Below are 17,161 nucleotides of genomic sequence, written 5' to 3' on the forward strand. Positions count from 1 at the left end.
TGTGAATGCTAAGAGTTCACTATTGTATTTAGCCTAACAAGTATGAGAGTATAGATGTGGTAAAAGCGCTATCATCGACAGGAGGGTAATTCAATGACTAAAGTAATGCCACTGGCTAAGCGTGGAATTTCAAATAGCCGACTCGCACTAGGATGTATGCCGTTTGGTGGAGGTTGGGATACAGAACCTTTTACCGAGCAACATGTTAAAGAAGCAGAAGCTGCTGTTGAAGCTGCATTGTCGATCGGAATAACGATGTTTGATCATGCAGATATTTATACCCGGGGAAAAGCAGAACAGGTTTTTGGACGTGTATTGCAAGCTAGACCGGATCTACGAGAACAGATTGTGATTCAGTCCAAATGTGGTATTCAATTAGGTGAAGGTGATCTACCAGGTCGCTTTAACTTTTCAAAAGAACATATTCTAGATTCTGTAGATGGTAATTTAGAGCGATTGGGAATCGATTATTTGGATGTTTTGTTATTGCATCGTCCTGATCCTTTAGTAGAACCAGAAGAAGTAGCAGAAGCTTTTGCCCGATTAAAATCGTCAGGCAAAGTACGTTATTTCGGTGTATCTAATATGAGCGCGTCTCAGATCAAATTTTTACAACAAGCGATTCCAGATTCGTTTGCGGTCAATCAATTAGAAATGAGTCTAAATCATCTGCATTTTGTAGATCATGTTGTTCATGTGAACCAACAAGCAGGTACAGAAGTGAATTTTGCTGAAGGGTTGATGGAATATTGTCGTACAGAAGATATTCAACTGCAAGCTTGGAGTCCACTGGCACAAGGTAAATTCTCTGGACGAGATATCAAAGATGAACCTGAACATATTCAAAAAACTGCTCAACTGGTACAACAAATGGCGGCTGATAAAGAAACAACAGCAGAAGCGATTGTACTGGGATGGTTAATGTATCACCCGGCGATGATTCAACCGATTATCGGTACATCCAATCCAGAGCGAATCAAAGCTTGTGCAGATGCAGAGCGTCAAGCCAGTCTAATGACGCGGGATGAATGGTATACGTTATATGTAAGTGCACGAGGAACATTGTTGCCTTAAATGTAGTAGAAGTGTGTAAATATAAGCGCTGTAATGTTGTCCATATCCGGATATCACTACAGCGCTTATTTGCTGTAGATGATCAATCAGGAAATTGAACGTTGCCGGCTACAATATAAGGGCTAGATGTAGCTTCGCTAGGCAATGGTTGTAAGGTATCGGTTACGACTTTGCCGCGAATATCGGTGATACGTACTTTTAAAGGCTGATTGCCCAGTTGTTCACCGACAAAATGGTTATAATCTGTTTTGGGCAAGCTGATCCATTGACCTGCTTTTGAATATTCAAATTTCATCACAGGGTATTTGTGATTACGAACTTGAATAGCTGCCCACCATTGACTGCTTCCTTCTTTGATCCGGTAGCTAAAATTACCTGTAATTGGCGCTTTAACTACTTTCCACTGAATATCAATTTTTCCTTTAGACATATCTCCGATTGCTGCAAACGCATTTGGAGATAAATCCAATGCTCCGTTAGCTCCTTCAGGATAAAGATCGGTGACATAGACAGTGGTTTTGCCGAGTGGGCCTTGCACTTCCAGATAAGCGCCTGCAAGTGCTGCTTTGACACCGCCGTAATTCATCTGTGTCGGATTAAGTGCTGTAATTTTGGCATTAGCAGGAATAGGATCAAGTAAAACAGCTCCACCCGAGTATCCTGATCCTGTGTAAGTGGCATACCCTTTATATGTATCGTTCCATGCTGCTGAAGCAGGCAAAGCAAACACTAATAGACCGAGTAGTATCAACATGCTTGCTGTACTCCATTTACGTGTACTGTGTTTTGATTTCACATGTATTCCTCCTTAAAAAGTTTTGATACCTATAAATATTAATTTTAACTATAGATATCGTTATGTTCTTGATAAATATACTATATATTCCATAAGGTTACAAATAAAAAGAGAGATAAAAATAACGAACACAATACAAATAGGAACATCATTATTATAAATATGATTATTTTACATTTAAATGGATTTATTTTTACCATTTTATGATACTTTAAATGAAGAATAGACTTTTATTGATGAAATGGGGAATATAATGTATGGCTCATTGGAAAAAGAAAATAAGTATAGGTATCTCTGCAAGTGTATTAGTTACTTCACTCTGGTCAGGTCTTCCGGTTAATGAGCAGATTGCTTCAGCCACCGAAACTAGTGAACATCTATCCAACTCCATGGTCAACGTCACCTCTTCTCCGCTAGCCAGCCGTTCTATAGTTCAGAATGTCAGTCAAGATGTGTATACAACGATGCCGATCACCGATGTACGCAGTCAGTCTTTGAGCAGTACAGTCTCTACACGTGGAATTATTACGTATCGGGAAGATACAGGTAATGGATATAGCAATTTGTATATTCAAGATGGAAGCGCAGGCATTGTTATACGCGGGCAAAATGTATCGGGCATCGAAGGGCAAGAAGTCGAAGTTCAGGGTACATTAACAGCTTACAAAGCACTTTTACAAATCGAAGCATCTGCAAGCGCAGTCCATATTACTAATTCTACGATCCAGCTACCTGTTGCCCGGATAGTAAATGGTACGGATTTTGTAACAGGTAATACATATGAAGCTCAATTGATCAGTGTGCCTAACGTGACCGTTGTTAGCAAAAGCGGCAGTAATTACACTGTCAAAGATGCAAAAGGGACTTTTATTATTTATACCTCTAATCCATGGTTAGAAGTAGGTCAGACGTATACTCATATCACAGGAGTTATGTCTCGTTATAACAATACGTTTGAATTGATTCCACGTACTCTCAAAGATATAGAAGGAGGTACACCTCCTGTTATCGAGCCTCCATTACAGTTACGTATTCATGATATTCAAGGCGCGGCTCAACGTTCTCCTTATGAAGGGAAAGAAGTAGCGCAAGTTGAAGGAATCGTCACAATGGTCAAAGGCAAAACAAGTTTTTATCTGCAAGAAGCCGATGATCAAGTGGATAGTGATGAAGGCACATCTGAAGGTATATTAGTCTATCGTTCTGCGCATGGTCTAAAAGTAGGCGATAAAGTAAGTGTCGATGGCAGTATTAAAGAATACCAAGAATTAGGGTATGCCGATGCGGCTGATCTGACGACGACTGAAATTGTCGCTTCAGCAATTCGTCTACAAGCATCCAATCAACCATTGCCTGCTCCAACAATCATTGGTGAACAAGGTCGTGCTATTCCTGATCAGATTGCTAGTAGTGATGGATTAGCTGAATATGATGCTAATCGTTATAGTATCGACTTTTATGAAAGTCTGGAAGGTATGCGTATACAGTTAAATGATGCTTCTATTATCGGGCCATACACGTATGAGATTCCGGTCACTGTCGATCTGAAATCTTCTCCACTAGTCACTCCGGCAGGAGGGCTTGTTATCGATCATAATCAATGGAATGCTAAAAGGTTATTAATTAGTGCTAAGCCTACCCAGACTGTAAGTACGGGTGATCAATTTGCAGGAGCATTACATGGCATCATGAGTTACAGCTATAGTAATTTTAAAATATTACCTGAAGGAACATTGCCACCTATTATCGATCATGGGTTACAACGTGAAGTATCCACTTTGCAAAATGGAAGTAAACAATTAACGATTGCTTCCTTTAATGTAGAGAACTTCTGGGATAATCCTAAAGATAAAGAAAAAACAACACGCATTGCAGACGATGTAGTGAATCATCTTCGTAATCCTGATATTTTGGGACTGATGGAAGTACAGGATAACAATGGTGAGACTAACGATGGAACAACAGATGCAAGTCAGAGCTTTGCAGCATTAATTAAAGATATCCAGCTTGCAGGTGGCCCGACATACCAATATGCCAGTATCGCTCCACAAGATCAACAAGATGGAGGCGCACCAGGCGGTAATATTCGTGTAGGATTTTTGTATAATCCAGCACGTGTGAGTCTGCCTGTAGCTACCAACGGCGCAGGTGATTCAGTAACAGCAACAACGTATGGTGCGAATGGACTGACCTACAACCCGGGACGAATCGCACCGACAGAAGAAGCTTTTGCAAATTCGCGCAAATCGTTGGCGGCACAATTTGTATTTAACGGAGAATCTGTTATCGTTATTGCCAATCATTTCAACTCTAAAGGTGGAGATCAGGCGTTATATGGCAGTATTCAACCACCTGTACGTAGTAGTGAAATTCAACGTGCGAAGCAAGCGACATTGTTGAATCAATTTGTCAAACAGACATTATCTCAAAATAGTCAGGCTAATGTTGTATTATTAGGAGATTTTAACGATTTTCAATTTTCGAATACGATTAATGTTCTGAAAGGACAAGAATTAACCAATCTGGTCGATACATTGCCTGCTAATGAACGTTACTCTTATGTATATGAAGGAAATTCGCAGACATTGGATCATATTCTGATGACAGCCAATATCGCTAATCGGGCTCAATTGGATATTGTGCATATCAATTCTGATTTTATGGAAGCAGATGGACGAGTGAGCGATCATGATCCATTGTTAGCTAGAATTGATTTTGCCAAAAAAGATTCAGACGATGATTCTGGAACAAGACCGGGTTCACAAAATGGTAACGGAAATAATAGTGGCGGTGGATCAAGCCCGACAACCAATCTTCCTACAGATCCTTCATCTGTGCCTGCACTTCCGACAGTACCTGTATATGAAGGAGTATCTAGCAATGGTACAGTAGCTAGCTGGACACTGCCTGTTGTATCCAATAGTAACTCTGATCATGCAGTGATTGCGTCTAGCACAGTAACACCAGCTATATTGCAAGAAATAATGGCTCGTGCTGAAGGAGCACATACTTTACGTCTTTCTTTACCTGAAGTTCCAGATGCTACTCTATATCAACTGCAATGGGATGCTTCGGTACAACAATCGTTCACCGGACAAACAGCGATAGATCGTCTAATCGTATCTACGCCTATAGGCACTTATGAACTGCCTGTCTCTACAATCCAAAAAGAGACCTTATCTTCTAATCAAAAGCTCGTTCTTGATCTAGCTAGTGCTCCAATGGCGATCACTCAAGCCAAACAAGCAGGTTATGATGTACGTACAGCTGTCGATTTTGACTGGTACATGTTAGATGATCAGAATCAGAAGCGTTCTATTCCGTATTTTGATCAATATGTTAAACGTTCGGTGATCAGTCCAAATACAAATCCAACAGATCGTCTAGCAGTAGTTCGTGCCGAGCCAAATAGTAATGGCAATATTTCGTATATCCCCGTTCCTTTTACTATTTCTAACGGAGCGGTTACGATCTATAGTCGTAGCAATAGTACGTATCTGGTATTAGATCGCAATGAGCCTTTATTAACTGATATATCGGGTCACTGGGGACAAGCAGATATTCAACAGTTTGCTGACCGAATGATTGTCACAGGGACAGGTCAAAATCGATTTGAACCTGCTCGTACGATTACACGTGCAGAACTGGCTACTTTATTAACCAGAACATTAGGTTTGGCAGAACGTTCACCATCAGACTCAGTTTCTTCATTTGCTGATGTGAAAGCTACAGCATGGTATAACAATTCAGTACGTACCGCTGTCGAAGTAGGATTGATGTTGGGAGATGCTAACGGTACGTTCCGTCCACAAGCGGCAGTTACACGTGAAGAGTTAGCAGTGATTTTGCAGCGGACATTATCATTAATTGATCAGAATCAGGCTACAGTAACCTCTGAACCTGCGATTTCGTTTAGCGATGCGAAGCAAGCTTCTTCATGGTCGCGTTCTGCGATTCAATATGTGAGTGCTACCGGAATATTAAAAGGAAATGCTTTAAAACAATTCCAACCAAAGGAAAAGCTTACACGAGTTGAGAGCATTGTCGCATTAAGTCGCATATTGCAGAAAATAAATGATGCTAATTAAAATTAAAAATGCTATAAAATAGGAATATATGTTCTTTTAATGGTATAAATATACTAAATGGTAACAGAAAAATAGGTTTTGTAACCAAAATGTAATATATTATTTTTGAATTTTTTTACCAATTTAATTTTAGAAAAAAAAGAAAAAATCTGCATTCACGCCAAAAGTGAGAATGCAGATTTTTTCGCGTGGTTATAAGGTTTTGGGAATAAATTATAGTTATAATTAAAAAAATATAAATTGAGAATCAGTCAAAACATGATCGTACCAACACTATTTGATATTAGCTAATTATCTAAACTTTTTTTCATAATTGGAAAATTTATCATGTAAATTCTGCTTTTTAAATATATAATGTACTTAGCTGATTAATGTTATTCAAAACGAATAACTTTTGGGTACATGTTATGAAAGAGGTTTGGAAGGCAGGGGAAACCGGATGATTGAAAGAAATGGTAACAAACTCATCTTTCTTCTCTGTGTGCCACGTAGTGGTAGCTCGCTCGCAACCGTGATGCTACAAAATCACACACGCATTTATGCGGCACAAGAAATGTGGTTTCTTATGAGTCTATATGATTTGAAGAAGCCAGAGAAGCGTGCATACGGTGGAACAGCTATTCTAAATCAATTCTTTGATGGTGTTCTGCCTGAAAGTGTATATGATGAGGCATGTCGTAGCTTTGGAATGAATGTCTATAATGGATTATTATCTACAAGTGAAGCAGATATGGTTGTAGACAAATCACCACGCTACTATTATCTTCTTGAATTTTTGGATCGTTTATTCCCGCAATCCAAGCGGATCGGATTATTTCGTAATCCTTTGGATGTAGCGGCTTCTTATAAAAAAGTAAATCAGCGATCTGCACCGAATTTTAATTTGGCAGATCAGCTAAATGACCCGTCGTTGAATATGAAGATGGTCGATATCACTGTCGGATTATTCCGTTATCATCAATATTTTTCACAAAGCAACAACAATGCTTTCTGGTTGAAGTATGAACAAATGGCTGCACATCCAGAAGAACAGATGCAGAAGGTATGTGAATTTCTAGATATTTCGTACGAAGAAGGAATCGAAAAGTATGGAGATTATATGGATTCTGCCAAGTCGGAACTGTTCTATAGCATGGGTGTAGGTGATCCATATCTCAGTGAACACCGTACACCACATATGAAGTCTATCGGTAACTGGCGTACCATGCTAGACCATCGGGAAATCGAAGCTTACTGCCGTATACTAGGTGCGAGACTATTCCGCGAGCTAGGATATGGAGCAGAGCTTGAAGAGGCACAGCGTCTAACAGGCGTTGTGTTTGAGGAGGAGCCAGACATGAAGTGGATTGAAGCCAAAACGAAGCAGTTCGCCGAGGCTACCGGCTGTCGCTGGGAACCGGAGTATAAGATGCAATCGGCTGTTCTACCTGAAACTTCACCAGAAGTTGCAAGTGCGCTGTCTCAAGAATCAAAAGAAAAAGCCGAAGCTGATGAATTGCTACGTATGCGAATGACATTACGTTCTTTGGAAAAGCGAATGGAGCAACATTATATCGAACGTGATCGTCTCCATCAAGAAAGTGAACGTCTACGTAAAGAAGTAAAAGATATGAAACAAAAAATGAACAAAATTAAATCATTGATTCCGTTTAACCGTTCACTCGGGCGCGTATTTAATGCTTATCTTGTTCGTAAAGGCGTCGAAAAATGAGTACGATTGTAGGGATTTGGAATTTTCAACGTCAAAGCTCGGAAACACTCGCACTTCAAGGTCAACGATTAATGAAAAAGATGCGACATTATCCTTCGGATGCTTCTGCTGTATGGCAAGATGAAGATATGTTTGTAGGCTGTCATGATCGTTGGATTACCGAGGAATCAGTCAATCAAGTCGTTCCTTATCATGATCCGATCAGTGGTCTTGTGATTACAGCAGATGCGATTATTGATAATCGAGAAGAACTATTTGAAGCGCTCGGGATTAACCGCGCTGAAGGTAGTCAACTGTCAGATGTCTTACTGATTTTAAAAGCGTATCAAAAGTGGGGAGAATATACTCCCAAATATTTAATTGGTGATTTTGCTTTTATGATCTGGGATACGAAAAAGCATCAGCTTTATGGTGCACGAGACTGGTCAGGCAATCGAACCCTTTACTATTATCACACCTCTTCTCAATTTGCATTTTCGACATTGATGGAGCCTTTATTTCAGACAGGTGATATTCAGAAAAAAATGAGTACTCCCTGGATGGCCGAATTTCTGACTATGGCTGGTATGACAGAATCTTTGGATATTAAAGGTACCGTATATGAAGATATTCTACAGTTGCCTCCTGCACACGCTATTATCCTCACAGAGCAGCATAGTCATATATTCCAGTATGGTACGTTATTGCCAGAAGAACCGCTTCGACTTCGCTCGAACGGAGAATATGAAGAAGCTTTTCGTGATGTTTTTACTCAAGCCGTAAAATCTAAAGTGCGAACCCGGCTAGGAGTAGCATCAACGTTAAGTGGTGGACTAGATTCCGGCGCTGTTGTTAGTTACGCATCCAAAATTTTGGCAGAGCAGGGCAAGTCTTTACAGACCTATAGTTATGTACCGATTGCCGGCTTTGATGATTGGACGTCCGCAACCTTAGTGCCTGATGAGCGTCCATATATCGAGGAAACGTTAAAATATATTGGTAATGTTCAGGGGAATTATCTTGATTTTGCCGATCGTAATCCTTTGACAGAAGTAGATTCATGGTTAGACTTTTTGGAAATGCCATACAAATATTTTGAAAATTCATTTTGGATTAGAGGGATATTTGAACAAGCTCAACAACAAGGTGCAGGTGTTTTGCTAACAGGAGCTAGAGGTAATTTTACCATCTCATGGGGACCTGCATTAGATTATTATGCAGTGCTTCTCAAAAAGTTCCAATGGACTAAATTATATCGTGAACTAAAATTGTATGGTCACAAAACAGGTGTAGGGCGTTCCCGGTTATTACCGATCATTCATAGCAAAGCTTTTCCGAAATGGAATCAGGCTGCTGCTTCAAAAGAAAGACCGAATCCATTGGTCTGGATCAATGCCGATATGGCGCGTCAGACCGGTATGGTGGAACGCGTAAAACAACAGGAAGAATGGTTAGTCGGTCGTGAAGTTCAAAATGCTTTTGACGTTAGACTAGAAAAATTTAAAAATCTAGCAATTGCGAACAAAAATGGAGCAATGACTTCTAAAATTTCTGAACACTATGGTGTTTGGGAACGTGATCCGACAAGCGATGCACGTGTAGTCCGATTCTGCCTTTCGATTCCTGTGGGACAATATGTACAGGACGGTATGGATCGCGCATTAATCAGACGGGCTACTGCTGGTGATTTGCCTGATAAAGTAAGATTGAATCAAAAAGTGAGAGGCATGCAGCCCGCAGATTGGGTACAACGGATGCAACCTCAGTGGTCTTCCTTTACAGAAGAGCTTAGAGATTTATGTAAAGATCCTAAAGTGGCAGCATGGATGAATACGACTACGATTATGAAGGCTTTAGAAAAGATAGGCGAACATCCTGAAGCCAATGCAGCAGCCCATCCGGCTACCCGTATGCTGATGAGAAGCTTGATTGTTGGGCGCTTCATCCGCAACTTAGCATAGCAACGAATATTATTTTACAGAGGAGGTGAAAACATGAACAAAGAAAAAATGCAATGGCAGGCTCCAACATTGGAAGTTTTAGATGTCAATGAAACAATGGCAGGTATTGGTTGGAGACAAATTGACTGGGTATCTGATCAAGACGCTGATTTGTACAACCCTAGCTGAGGCATTTTTTAAAACGAAATTAACATTCAAAGGAGGTTATATTAATGAACCAAGAGAAAATGCAATGGCAGACTCCAACGCTAGAAGTTTTGGATGTTAACGAAACAATGGCAGGTATCGGTTATAAGCAAATTGACTGGGTATCTGATCAAGATGCTGATTTGTACAACCCTAGCTGAGCATTTAACATAACGATTCACCATTCTACTATAAGGAGGCTACTATAATGAAAGAACAAAAAATGCAATGGCAGACTCCAACATTGGAAGTTTTAGATGTCAACGAAACAATGGCAGGTATTGGTTACAAGCAAATTGACTGGGTATCTGAGCAAGACGCTGATCTATATAACCCTAGCTGAGTATTGTAAGCAGCACTGGGATAGAAAAGCACGCAATTGTTCAGAAAGTCCTTATACGAGTTAGTATAGGGACTTTCTGTTTTAATAAAAGCAATCCTTTGAATAATATTCGGAGAAAGCAGAGTCATAGGCTCTATGGGAGGTAATGACCATTTTTACCGTAAATAAAACTATGCATAAGACGATTTATCAAGCATTTGGGTTACGTTTTGAAAGTGAGATATTGTTGTCGGAATTGTTGCAACGCCAAGATATTGAAGAAGCTGATGTGAAAATCGAATTTCAGGATTTATCTGAATGGAGATCTGTTGTTAATACACGCGAAAATAATTTTACGATGCAATCTATTGGATTTGTGTTTGAAATTCCAGATACCGCTTTGTTTTGTATTCAAGAAGGCAAACGGATTATGATCCATCCGTTGCACGATGCGAATATAGACAAAATTCGTCTATATGTGTTGGGAACTTGCATGGGCGTATTGTTGTTACAACGTGGAATTTTGCCTTTACATGGAAGTGCAGTCGTAATTAATAATAAAGCATATGCGTTTGTCGGAGAATCAGGTGCAGGTAAATCTACACTTGCCTCTACTTTTGTACAATCTGGATTTGAATTACTAAGTGATGATGTTATCGCTGTAAGCTATGAAAATGGAGAGCCTGTTGTCCATCCTGCATATCCACAGCAAAAGTTATGGAAAGAAAGTTTAGACCTTTTTGGAATGTCAGAAGAGCAGTTCAAACCTCTTCATGATGAAGTCAGCAAATTTGCTATTCCTGTTACCAAGCAATTTCGCAATCAGACCGTTCCTTTAGCAGGCGTATTTGAACTTGTCAAAATGGATAGCGAATATGTAGTTATGCGTGAAATGAATCGTTTGGAAAGATTACATGCGATGATGCTACACACGTATCGTGGTGCTTTGATTCCAAGATTAGGGCTCAAACAATGGCATTTCTCAAGTGCAGCCGCTTTAGCAGGAGAGTTATTTGCTTTACAAATTTTACGTCCGACTTCTGGGTTTACAGCGCCAGAATTAATGAATCAGATTATGAGAAAAGTGCAACAAGAAGAAATGCAAGAGGATACAATCTATTCTACAAAACATTTCAACTGAAAATCAGATCAAAGGAGAGAATGTGAATGAATACAAGCTTAATCGGACCCGATCAGGTCATTGAACAAAATAAACAATATATTGCTAGTGATATGAATGGCGAAACGGTAATGATGAACGTAGAATCTGGCAAATACTATAATTTGGGTATGGTCGGTGGACGAATCTGGGAGCTTAGTTCTTCTCCTGTATCTGTGCAAAATATTGTCAATACGTTAGTAGCTGAATACGATGTATCGTATGAAGTGTGTCTGGAGCAAGTTAGTGAATTTGCCGGACAAATGTTTAAAGAAGGTCTGATTGAAGTGGCTCCTGAACAGGATGGGCTTCGTGTGGACTAAGATCGCCAAATTCCGTAGTACCCCGATGCCTATGCGTAAATTAATGCTAGAAGCGTTAGTATATTTAGCGTGGGCTCGCTTTTTGAAAATGTTACCTTTTGCCAAAGTATCTCCGACACTAGGTTCTTATATGGAAGAGACTTCGTATGATCTAAACAGAGATCAGAAATGGCAAGGGGTACAGGTCTCAAGAGCATTGCATCGTGTAAGCGGGCATGTCTTCTGGGAAACGGAATGTATGGTGATGGGAATGGCAGCCATGAAAATGTTAGCAAGGCGTAAAGTGCCAAGCACTTTGTATCTGGGGATGCGTCGCAATCGGGCGGGTAAAGTAGCTGCACATGCGTGGGTTAGAAGTGGTGCTTTTTATGTTACAGGAGCAGAAGAAATTGAACAGTATACGGTAGTGGGGAAATTTGCTAAAAACTAGCATGAATACAAAGTATACTATTCCACTCGGTTAATACTAGAGTAACATGTATATACTTTAATGGATCTGAAAATCACTGAATGAACGCTATAAACTGAACACATGATCAACATCAGTTTATATCCAAAGGAGTTCGGTATGAATATAGATTGGGATTTAGACGTGCAGGATTTTCCTGTGGAATTAAAATGTTTACTTGAACTGATGGCAGTAGATACAGATACTCCATCTGCAATCGATTGGTCGAATCATCGAATCAACTGGCAACAATTTTATTCACTAACAAGGCATCATCGGGTGTACCCTACTATTCATGAACAATTTAGTGCAGAGCCTTTGTCTCAAGCACCAAAAGGGATGGTACAACAGCTTAGTGTTGATTATAGTCGCAATGCACTGATTATGCTGCAATTAAGCGGTAAAATGGCGCAGGTTAGTGAAGCTTTGGATCAACAAGGTATCTATGCTTTGCAATTAAAAGGCCCGGCATTAGCAGAATTTCTTTATGGAAGTCTATCGCGCCGTACTTCTAAAGATTTGGATATTTTGGTTCATCCCGATCAGATTGAACAAGCAGAACAAGTATTAGAGCAGTTAGGATATATCAAAACACAAGAAGTCTCTCGAATCGTAAGCGATTGGAAATGGCGTCAAAATCATGAATCATTTACTCATGCGACTACTGGAATAGAAATTGAATTACACTGGCGTTTGAATGGAGATGCAGGCGCGGAACCTAGTTTTTATGAATTATGGAGTCGTCGTCAGACATTAGAATTTGCAGGAACCAATGTGTATATGTTGGGCAAAGAAGATTTGATGTTTTATCTTACAGCACATGGTGCTCGGCATGCATGGTTTCGTTTGCGCTGGTTAGCGGATATTGATCGCCTTGCACGTATGGAGCTCGACTGGGACAAGTTAACCGCTTTACTACGTCGTTACAAATGCACACATTTAGTCGGTCAGGCATTAATTTTGTCTGCTGCTATGCTTAATACACCGATTTCTCGGGAAATGGCTTTGTTGATGAGTACAGATCGTCCACAGGATCTGGCGCGTCGTGTCCTGATTTTTATTCGTGAACAAGTCAGCTTATGCCCTGAACCGGAAAGTGAAATACTGGCTCAGATTTATCGTAATTATCTTTTTTCTTTACGAACACCTGGACAGAAGGCGATTTTTTTAGCTCGGAAAATGGTGCCGGATACATGGGATACACAGACGCTTCCGTTACCTAAATCGCTACGCTTTCTCTATTATCCTTTACATCCATTTTTATTATTACATCGTCGTATTCAAAGACGAGCTGCTTTGGAACGGGAGGTGGGTCAGTGAATGCTATCAGCGCTTATATGCGACAACTGCATGACTTCGCGGGCAAGCGCCTTTATATCTACGTATTCCTGATGTTGATGATTAGCTGTCTGGATGGATTAAGTATTTATTTACTTGTTCCGTTGCTTAGTCTGGTTGGGTTATTTGGAACACAGGGTTCAATGCCTATGGCTTGGTTATTTGAGCCGTTGCAGCGTATTCCAGCGAGTATGACATTATTTGTGGTACTTGGCATGTACAGTGTATTGATGATTGTACAGGGATTAATCCAGCGTAAACAGGCTGTAATGGGAACAGAGATTCAGCAAGGATTTGTTAATAATTTGAGAATTCGTACGTATCGTTCGATTTTGCGTGCGAATTGGACCTTCTTTTTACGTAAACGCAAATCAGACTTAAGTCATGTACTTACTTCAGAATTAGCGCGTGTGAGTCAAGGAACCAATCTAGTGATGCAATTATCTACATCCTTTATTTTTATGGTGATCCAAATCGCATTTGCGATGGTATTATCGGTACAAATGACCTTATTAGTGATTGTCGGTGGGGTGTTGTTAACGCTGTACTCACGTAAATTTGTACGACGTGCCAAACAGATGGGGGATCGAACTACCTTTTTATCACAAGAGTATTTTTCAGGGATGCAAGAACATTTAAGTGGAATCAAAGATATCAAAAGCAATATGTTAGAAGCTTCGCATTTTGAATGGTTTAGAAGTATGTGTGGCAAGTTAGAAAAAAATGCGATTCAATTGGTTCGTTTGAATTCAGGAACTCAATTTATTTATAAAATCATTTCGGTTGTATTTATTATTATGTTTGTCGTCTTGTCAGCTCAAGTGTTCAAATTACAACCAGAGCGTTCTATATTGATTATTTTGATTTTTGCTCGCTTATGGCCTAGATTTGGCGGTATTCAATCTTCACTAGAGTATATTGGTGCGCTTGTTCCTGCTTTCCATGCGGTAACAGCATTACAAGAAGAATGCGATCAAGCAGAAGAATCTTACAAAGCAGTAGCACCCGGTCAAGTAAAAACAGTTCATATGACCAAGGGACTTAGCTGTGAAAATGTATCTTTCCGCTATCTAGAAGATCAAGGTAATGCGCTGAACAATATCAATCTATTTATTCCTATCGGTAAAATGACAGCGATTGTAGGACGTTCAGGAGCAGGAAAAAGTACGCTGATTGATCTATTAATGGGACTGATGGAACCGCAAGAAGGTAAAGTCACTGTAGATGGAGAGACATTAACCGGTGAACGTTTGCAGACATGGCGTAATTCGATCGGATACGTTTCGCAAGAACCTTTCTTATTCCATAGCAGTATTCGTGAAAATCTGTTACTAGTTGATCCACGTGCGAAAGAAGAGCAGTTATGGGAAGCCTTATCTTTTGCAGCATGTGAAGATTTTGTCCGCAAATTGCCTGAAGGATTAGATACTGTAATCGGTGATCGTGGTGTGCGTCTATCTGGAGGAGAACGTCAACGGATTGTACTGGCACGAGCAATTCTGCGTCAACCGGAAGTACTGATACTGGATGAAGCAACCAGTTCACTAGATAGTGAGAATGAAGCGAAGATTCAAGCAGCGATAGAGAAGCTCAAAGGTAAAATGACTTTGATCGTGATTGCTCACCGTTTATCTACGATCCGTGATGCTGATCAAGTGGTCGTATTGGATCAAGGACAGATCGTGCAACAAGGTGAATTTGGAGCGCTATCTCGCGAAACCAAAGGCACATTCCATCAATTATTAACCAAACAAACGGCTCTACAGAATGCTTAATACTCACTATTCCAACACTGGAAAAGTAGAGGCTAAGTCACTGTACAGCCGTTTTTCTTTTGGATTAATTAAAGTGTCCGTTGATCTAATTTAGCCATTACTTTAGCGACACATTGTTCTACAGACTGGTGTTCCGTATCTAGCGTTAATTCAGGTTGTTGAGGAGCCTCATAAGGAGCACTAACCCCTGTGAAGTTCGGAATCTGACCTGCACGAGCTTTTTTGTATAATCCTTTAGGATCACGCTCTTCACAAGCAGAAAGGGAACAATCAATATACACTTCAATAAAATCGCCTTCATCAAATAAATCACGCACCATTTGCCGATCTTGAGCATGAGGAGAAATAAAAGCAGCAATCACTATCGTACCTGCATCGATAAATAATTTGGCAACTTCTCCGATACGACGCAGATTTTCTTTGCGATCTTGCTCTGAAAATCCGAGGTCACGATTGAGTCCATGACGAATATTATCTCCATCAAGTACATAACAAGCACGCTCACGTGCGAATAATTCTTTTTCCAGCGCAAATGCGAGTGTAGATTTCCCTGAACCGGAAAGCCCTGTTAACCAGATAACTACACTGCGTTGTCCGTATCGTTGCTCACGTTCTTTGCGTGTGATATTGGAAGACTGCCAGGTGATATTTCGTGAAGATTCCATTTGAATTGAGCCCCTTTGCTGACAATATGTATTCATTCAATTATATCAGCAATTGGGTTAAATCTCTAAGCGACTTTATTAATAGTCATAAGATACAGGAACTTGAATAAGGAAGTTTTATTATGGGAGAAGAGAGAGGATCGTTGAGTGATTTTTTGTATGTATACCGCTAAGTAAGAAAGTCATTTGAGATCACTTTCTTACCCGCGATATTAATGCTGTAGTATTTTGCCCCAGCCTACATAATCATGCATAGCGATTCCAGCAAAAGAAGAATGAGTAGATGCTTGTGTAGTCACCTGACTCAACGCTGTAGTCAGTGCATCTGCTCCTTTGCCATAAAAGCTAATATGATCGCCTTCAGCAGATGGATTCGTTTCCACACCGATATACATATTTTTACCTGCATGATCGGCTTCACTTAATTGGGCTTGAGCTACATCATAGATAGCTGCTCCTGAATCTCGATATGCCATTACTGTTAATGAATCATATTGATCGATCATCCATTGACTGAGTGTAGAATGATCATCAGGCGTATTTAATGTGTACAACCAGAAAGGAATATCTGCACTAGCGGATAGATGGAGCGCTTGAGCAGTGGTTGTAATCATCTGTACACTACGTTGCCATTGTGCAATGATAGTCGCTTGTTCTGTTGTCCAATTTGGAAGCAAATAAGGCTCAATATCGATATGAATCCCACTAAATTGCTCTGTAGCCGAAGAGGCTTGTTGATACGAAGTAATCCATTGCAACGTATCTTGCAACTTGTGTCGATACTGATCCAATGCCCAGGAAGGAGCACCATCCAAAGCTTCAACGGTAATATGCTGTGCAGAAGCGGCTGCGATAAAACGTTGATACTGCGAAATATCCAGATCTCTATTGATTTGCAGGTAGATCATATTAATCTGTTGTGAAGCGGCAAACTGTAAAATATCTGCTGTCGAATTTACGATAAGCGTTGTATTCCACAACCATGTTGCTTTTTGAATTGATTGCGCATGAATCGATTTCATATTGCTAACTCCTAGCAAAAGACAAATCATTACACTCATTAGACCTATTTTATAAACAAAAGACATCATCGTATTCATGATGAATCGGACTCCTTCGATTCATACCGCATCAGGTATTCCTCGGTAACCGGCTGTCATGACATGCCCTACAATTCATGTGTTAGACCCTTTGGCTTTGCGTCTTTACTTTTCAGTAAATTTGCCTGATTAAATATGAGATTAGATAGACTTACACATGTACTGTATAAAAAGGTTGTACACAATGTTTATCGGTTGCTTAAAGTTACTTGTGAATAGGTAACTAACTTCACAAC

15 protein-coding genes and 1 riboswitch are annotated in these 17,161 nt (G+C 40.0%); of the genes, 12 read left to right on the plus strand and 3 right to left on the minus strand.

Annotated elements, in window-relative coordinates:
- The first annotated feature begins 93 nt into the window (after positions 1-93).
- Positions 94-1,074 (plus strand): aldo/keto reductase, encoded by a 981-nt coding sequence (locus PQ456_RS04805; protein ID WP_273615117.1) that lies wholly within the window; start codon positions 94-96, stop codon positions 1,072-1,074.
- A gap of 82 nt (positions 1,075-1,156) precedes the next feature.
- Here the strand turns inward: PQ456_RS04805 and exlX are convergent, their stop codons facing one another.
- The gene (gene exlX, locus PQ456_RS04810; protein ID WP_273616241.1) at positions 1,157-1,828 is read right to left on the minus strand and encodes an expansin ExlX; all 672 of its coding nucleotides are present in this window, start codon (positions 1,826-1,828) and stop codon (positions 1,157-1,159) included.
- Between the two features lie 299 nt (positions 1,829-2,127).
- On the opposite strand from exlX, the gene PQ456_RS04815 reads away from it, so the two are divergent.
- The 11 genes from PQ456_RS04815 to PQ456_RS04865 all read left to right on the plus strand — a co-directional run bounded on the left by PQ456_RS04815 (position 2,128) and on the right by PQ456_RS04865 (position 15,160).
- On the plus strand, positions 2,128-5,958 hold the full coding sequence (locus PQ456_RS04815; protein WP_273615118.1) for an S-layer homology domain-containing protein: 3,831 nt from the start codon (positions 2,128-2,130) through the stop codon (positions 5,956-5,958).
- A 439-nt stretch (positions 5,959-6,397) separates the two neighbouring features.
- The gene (locus PQ456_RS04820; protein WP_273615119.1) at positions 6,398-7,669 is read left to right on the plus strand and encodes a sulfotransferase family protein; all 1,272 of its coding nucleotides are present in this window, start codon (positions 6,398-6,400) and stop codon (positions 7,667-7,669) included.
- Entirely contained in the window at positions 7,666-9,609 is a 1,944-nt protein-coding gene (locus PQ456_RS04825) for an asparagine synthase-related protein (protein WP_273615120.1), read from the plus strand. Before PQ456_RS04820 ends, PQ456_RS04825 begins: the two co-directional genes overlap by 4 nt.
- 33 nt (positions 9,610-9,642) lie before the next feature.
- On the plus strand, positions 9,643-9,777 hold the full coding sequence (locus PQ456_RS04830) for a paeninodin family lasso peptide (RefSeq protein ID WP_273615121.1): 135 nt from the start codon (positions 9,643-9,645) through the stop codon (positions 9,775-9,777).
- A 44-nt stretch (positions 9,778-9,821) separates the two neighbouring features.
- A complete protein-coding gene (locus tag PQ456_RS04835; protein WP_273615122.1) occupies positions 9,822-9,956 on the plus strand; it encodes a paeninodin family lasso peptide in 135 nt (44 codons plus the stop codon).
- A gap of 47 nt (positions 9,957-10,003) precedes the next feature.
- On the plus strand, positions 10,004-10,138 hold the full coding sequence (locus PQ456_RS04840; RefSeq protein ID WP_137221162.1) for a paeninodin family lasso peptide: 135 nt from the start codon (positions 10,004-10,006) through the stop codon (positions 10,136-10,138).
- A gap of 145 nt (positions 10,139-10,283) precedes the next feature.
- Positions 10,284-11,258: a phosphoenolpyruvate carboxykinase (ATP) gene (locus tag PQ456_RS04845; protein WP_273615123.1), complete on the plus strand. Its 975-nt coding sequence runs from the start codon at positions 10,284-10,286 to the stop codon at positions 11,256-11,258.
- Between the two features lie 26 nt (positions 11,259-11,284).
- Positions 11,285-11,599: a lasso peptide biosynthesis PqqD family chaperone gene (locus PQ456_RS04850; protein ID WP_273615124.1), complete on the plus strand. Its 315-nt coding sequence runs from the start codon at positions 11,285-11,287 to the stop codon at positions 11,597-11,599.
- On the plus strand, positions 11,589-12,029 hold the full coding sequence (locus PQ456_RS04855; RefSeq protein WP_307296289.1) for a lasso peptide biosynthesis B2 protein: 441 nt from the start codon (positions 11,589-11,591) through the stop codon (positions 12,027-12,029). The genes PQ456_RS04850 and PQ456_RS04855 overlap by 11 nt, the downstream gene beginning before the upstream one ends.
- 138 nt (positions 12,030-12,167) lie before the next feature.
- Positions 12,168-13,367, plus strand: a complete 1,200-nt coding sequence (locus PQ456_RS04860; RefSeq protein WP_273615125.1) for a nucleotidyltransferase domain-containing protein — start codon at positions 12,168-12,170, stop codon at positions 13,365-13,367.
- Positions 13,364-15,160: an ABC transporter ATP-binding protein gene (locus tag PQ456_RS04865; protein WP_273615126.1), complete on the plus strand. Its 1,797-nt coding sequence runs from the start codon at positions 13,364-13,366 to the stop codon at positions 15,158-15,160. The genes PQ456_RS04860 and PQ456_RS04865 overlap by 4 nt, the downstream gene beginning before the upstream one ends.
- 68 nt (positions 15,161-15,228) lie before the next feature.
- Here the strand turns inward: PQ456_RS04865 and cysC are convergent, their stop codons facing one another.
- Together cysC and PQ456_RS04875 are read right to left on the minus strand one after the other, a co-directional pair.
- Positions 15,229-15,825 (minus strand): adenylyl-sulfate kinase, encoded by a 597-nt coding sequence (cysC, locus tag PQ456_RS04870; protein ID WP_273615127.1) that lies wholly within the window; start codon positions 15,823-15,825, stop codon positions 15,229-15,231.
- 212 nt (positions 15,826-16,037) lie between these two features.
- Positions 16,038-16,847: a hypothetical protein gene (locus PQ456_RS04875; RefSeq protein WP_273615128.1), complete on the minus strand. Its 810-nt coding sequence runs from the start codon at positions 16,845-16,847 to the stop codon at positions 16,038-16,040.
- 119 nt (positions 16,848-16,966) lie between these two features.
- Positions 16,967-17,061: riboswitch (cyclic di-GMP riboswitch) on the minus strand.
- Positions 17,062-17,161 lie beyond the last annotated feature (100 nt).

This window comes from Paenibacillus kyungheensis, assembly GCF_028606985.1.
In the GTDB taxonomy this organism is placed as follows: Bacteria; Bacillota; Bacilli; order Paenibacillales; family Paenibacillaceae; genus Saccharibacillus; species Saccharibacillus kyungheensis.

Excerpts from the sequence above, each read along its gene's own strand:
- exlX (WP_273616241.1), bottom strand. The coding sequence starts at position 1,828 with ATGTTGATACTACTCGGTCTATTAGTGTTTGCTTTGCCTGCTTCAGCA.
- PQ456_RS04840 (WP_137221162.1), top strand. The coding sequence starts at position 10,004 with ATGAAAGAACAAAAAATGCAATGGCAGACTCCAACATTGGAAGTTTTA.
- PQ456_RS04835 (WP_273615122.1), top strand. The coding sequence starts at position 9,822 with ATGAACCAAGAGAAAATGCAATGGCAGACTCCAACGCTAGAAGTTTTG.
- PQ456_RS04830 (WP_273615121.1), top strand. The coding sequence starts at position 9,643 with ATGAACAAAGAAAAAATGCAATGGCAGGCTCCAACATTGGAAGTTTTA.
- PQ456_RS04805 (WP_273615117.1), top strand. The coding sequence starts at position 94 with ATGACTAAAGTAATGCCACTGGCTAAGCGTGGAATTTCAAATAGCCGA.
- PQ456_RS04845 (WP_273615123.1), top strand. The coding sequence starts at position 10,284 with ATGACCATTTTTACCGTAAATAAAACTATGCATAAGACGATTTATCAA.
- PQ456_RS04820 (WP_273615119.1), top strand. The coding sequence starts at position 6,398 with ATGATTGAAAGAAATGGTAACAAACTCATCTTTCTTCTCTGTGTGCCA.
- PQ456_RS04825 (WP_273615120.1), top strand. The coding sequence starts at position 7,666 with ATGAGTACGATTGTAGGGATTTGGAATTTTCAACGTCAAAGCTCGGAA.
- PQ456_RS04860 (WP_273615125.1), top strand. The coding sequence starts at position 12,168 with ATGAATATAGATTGGGATTTAGACGTGCAGGATTTTCCTGTGGAATTA.
- cysC (WP_273615127.1), bottom strand. The coding sequence starts at position 15,825 with ATGGAATCTTCACGAAATATCACCTGGCAGTCTTCCAATATCACACGC.
- PQ456_RS04875 (WP_273615128.1), bottom strand. The coding sequence starts at position 16,847 with ATGAAATCGATTCATGCGCAATCAATTCAAAAAGCAACATGGTTGTGG.
- PQ456_RS04850 (WP_273615124.1), top strand. The coding sequence starts at position 11,285 with ATGAATACAAGCTTAATCGGACCCGATCAGGTCATTGAACAAAATAAA.
- PQ456_RS04815 (WP_273615118.1), top strand. The coding sequence starts at position 2,128 with ATGGCTCATTGGAAAAAGAAAATAAGTATAGGTATCTCTGCAAGTGTA.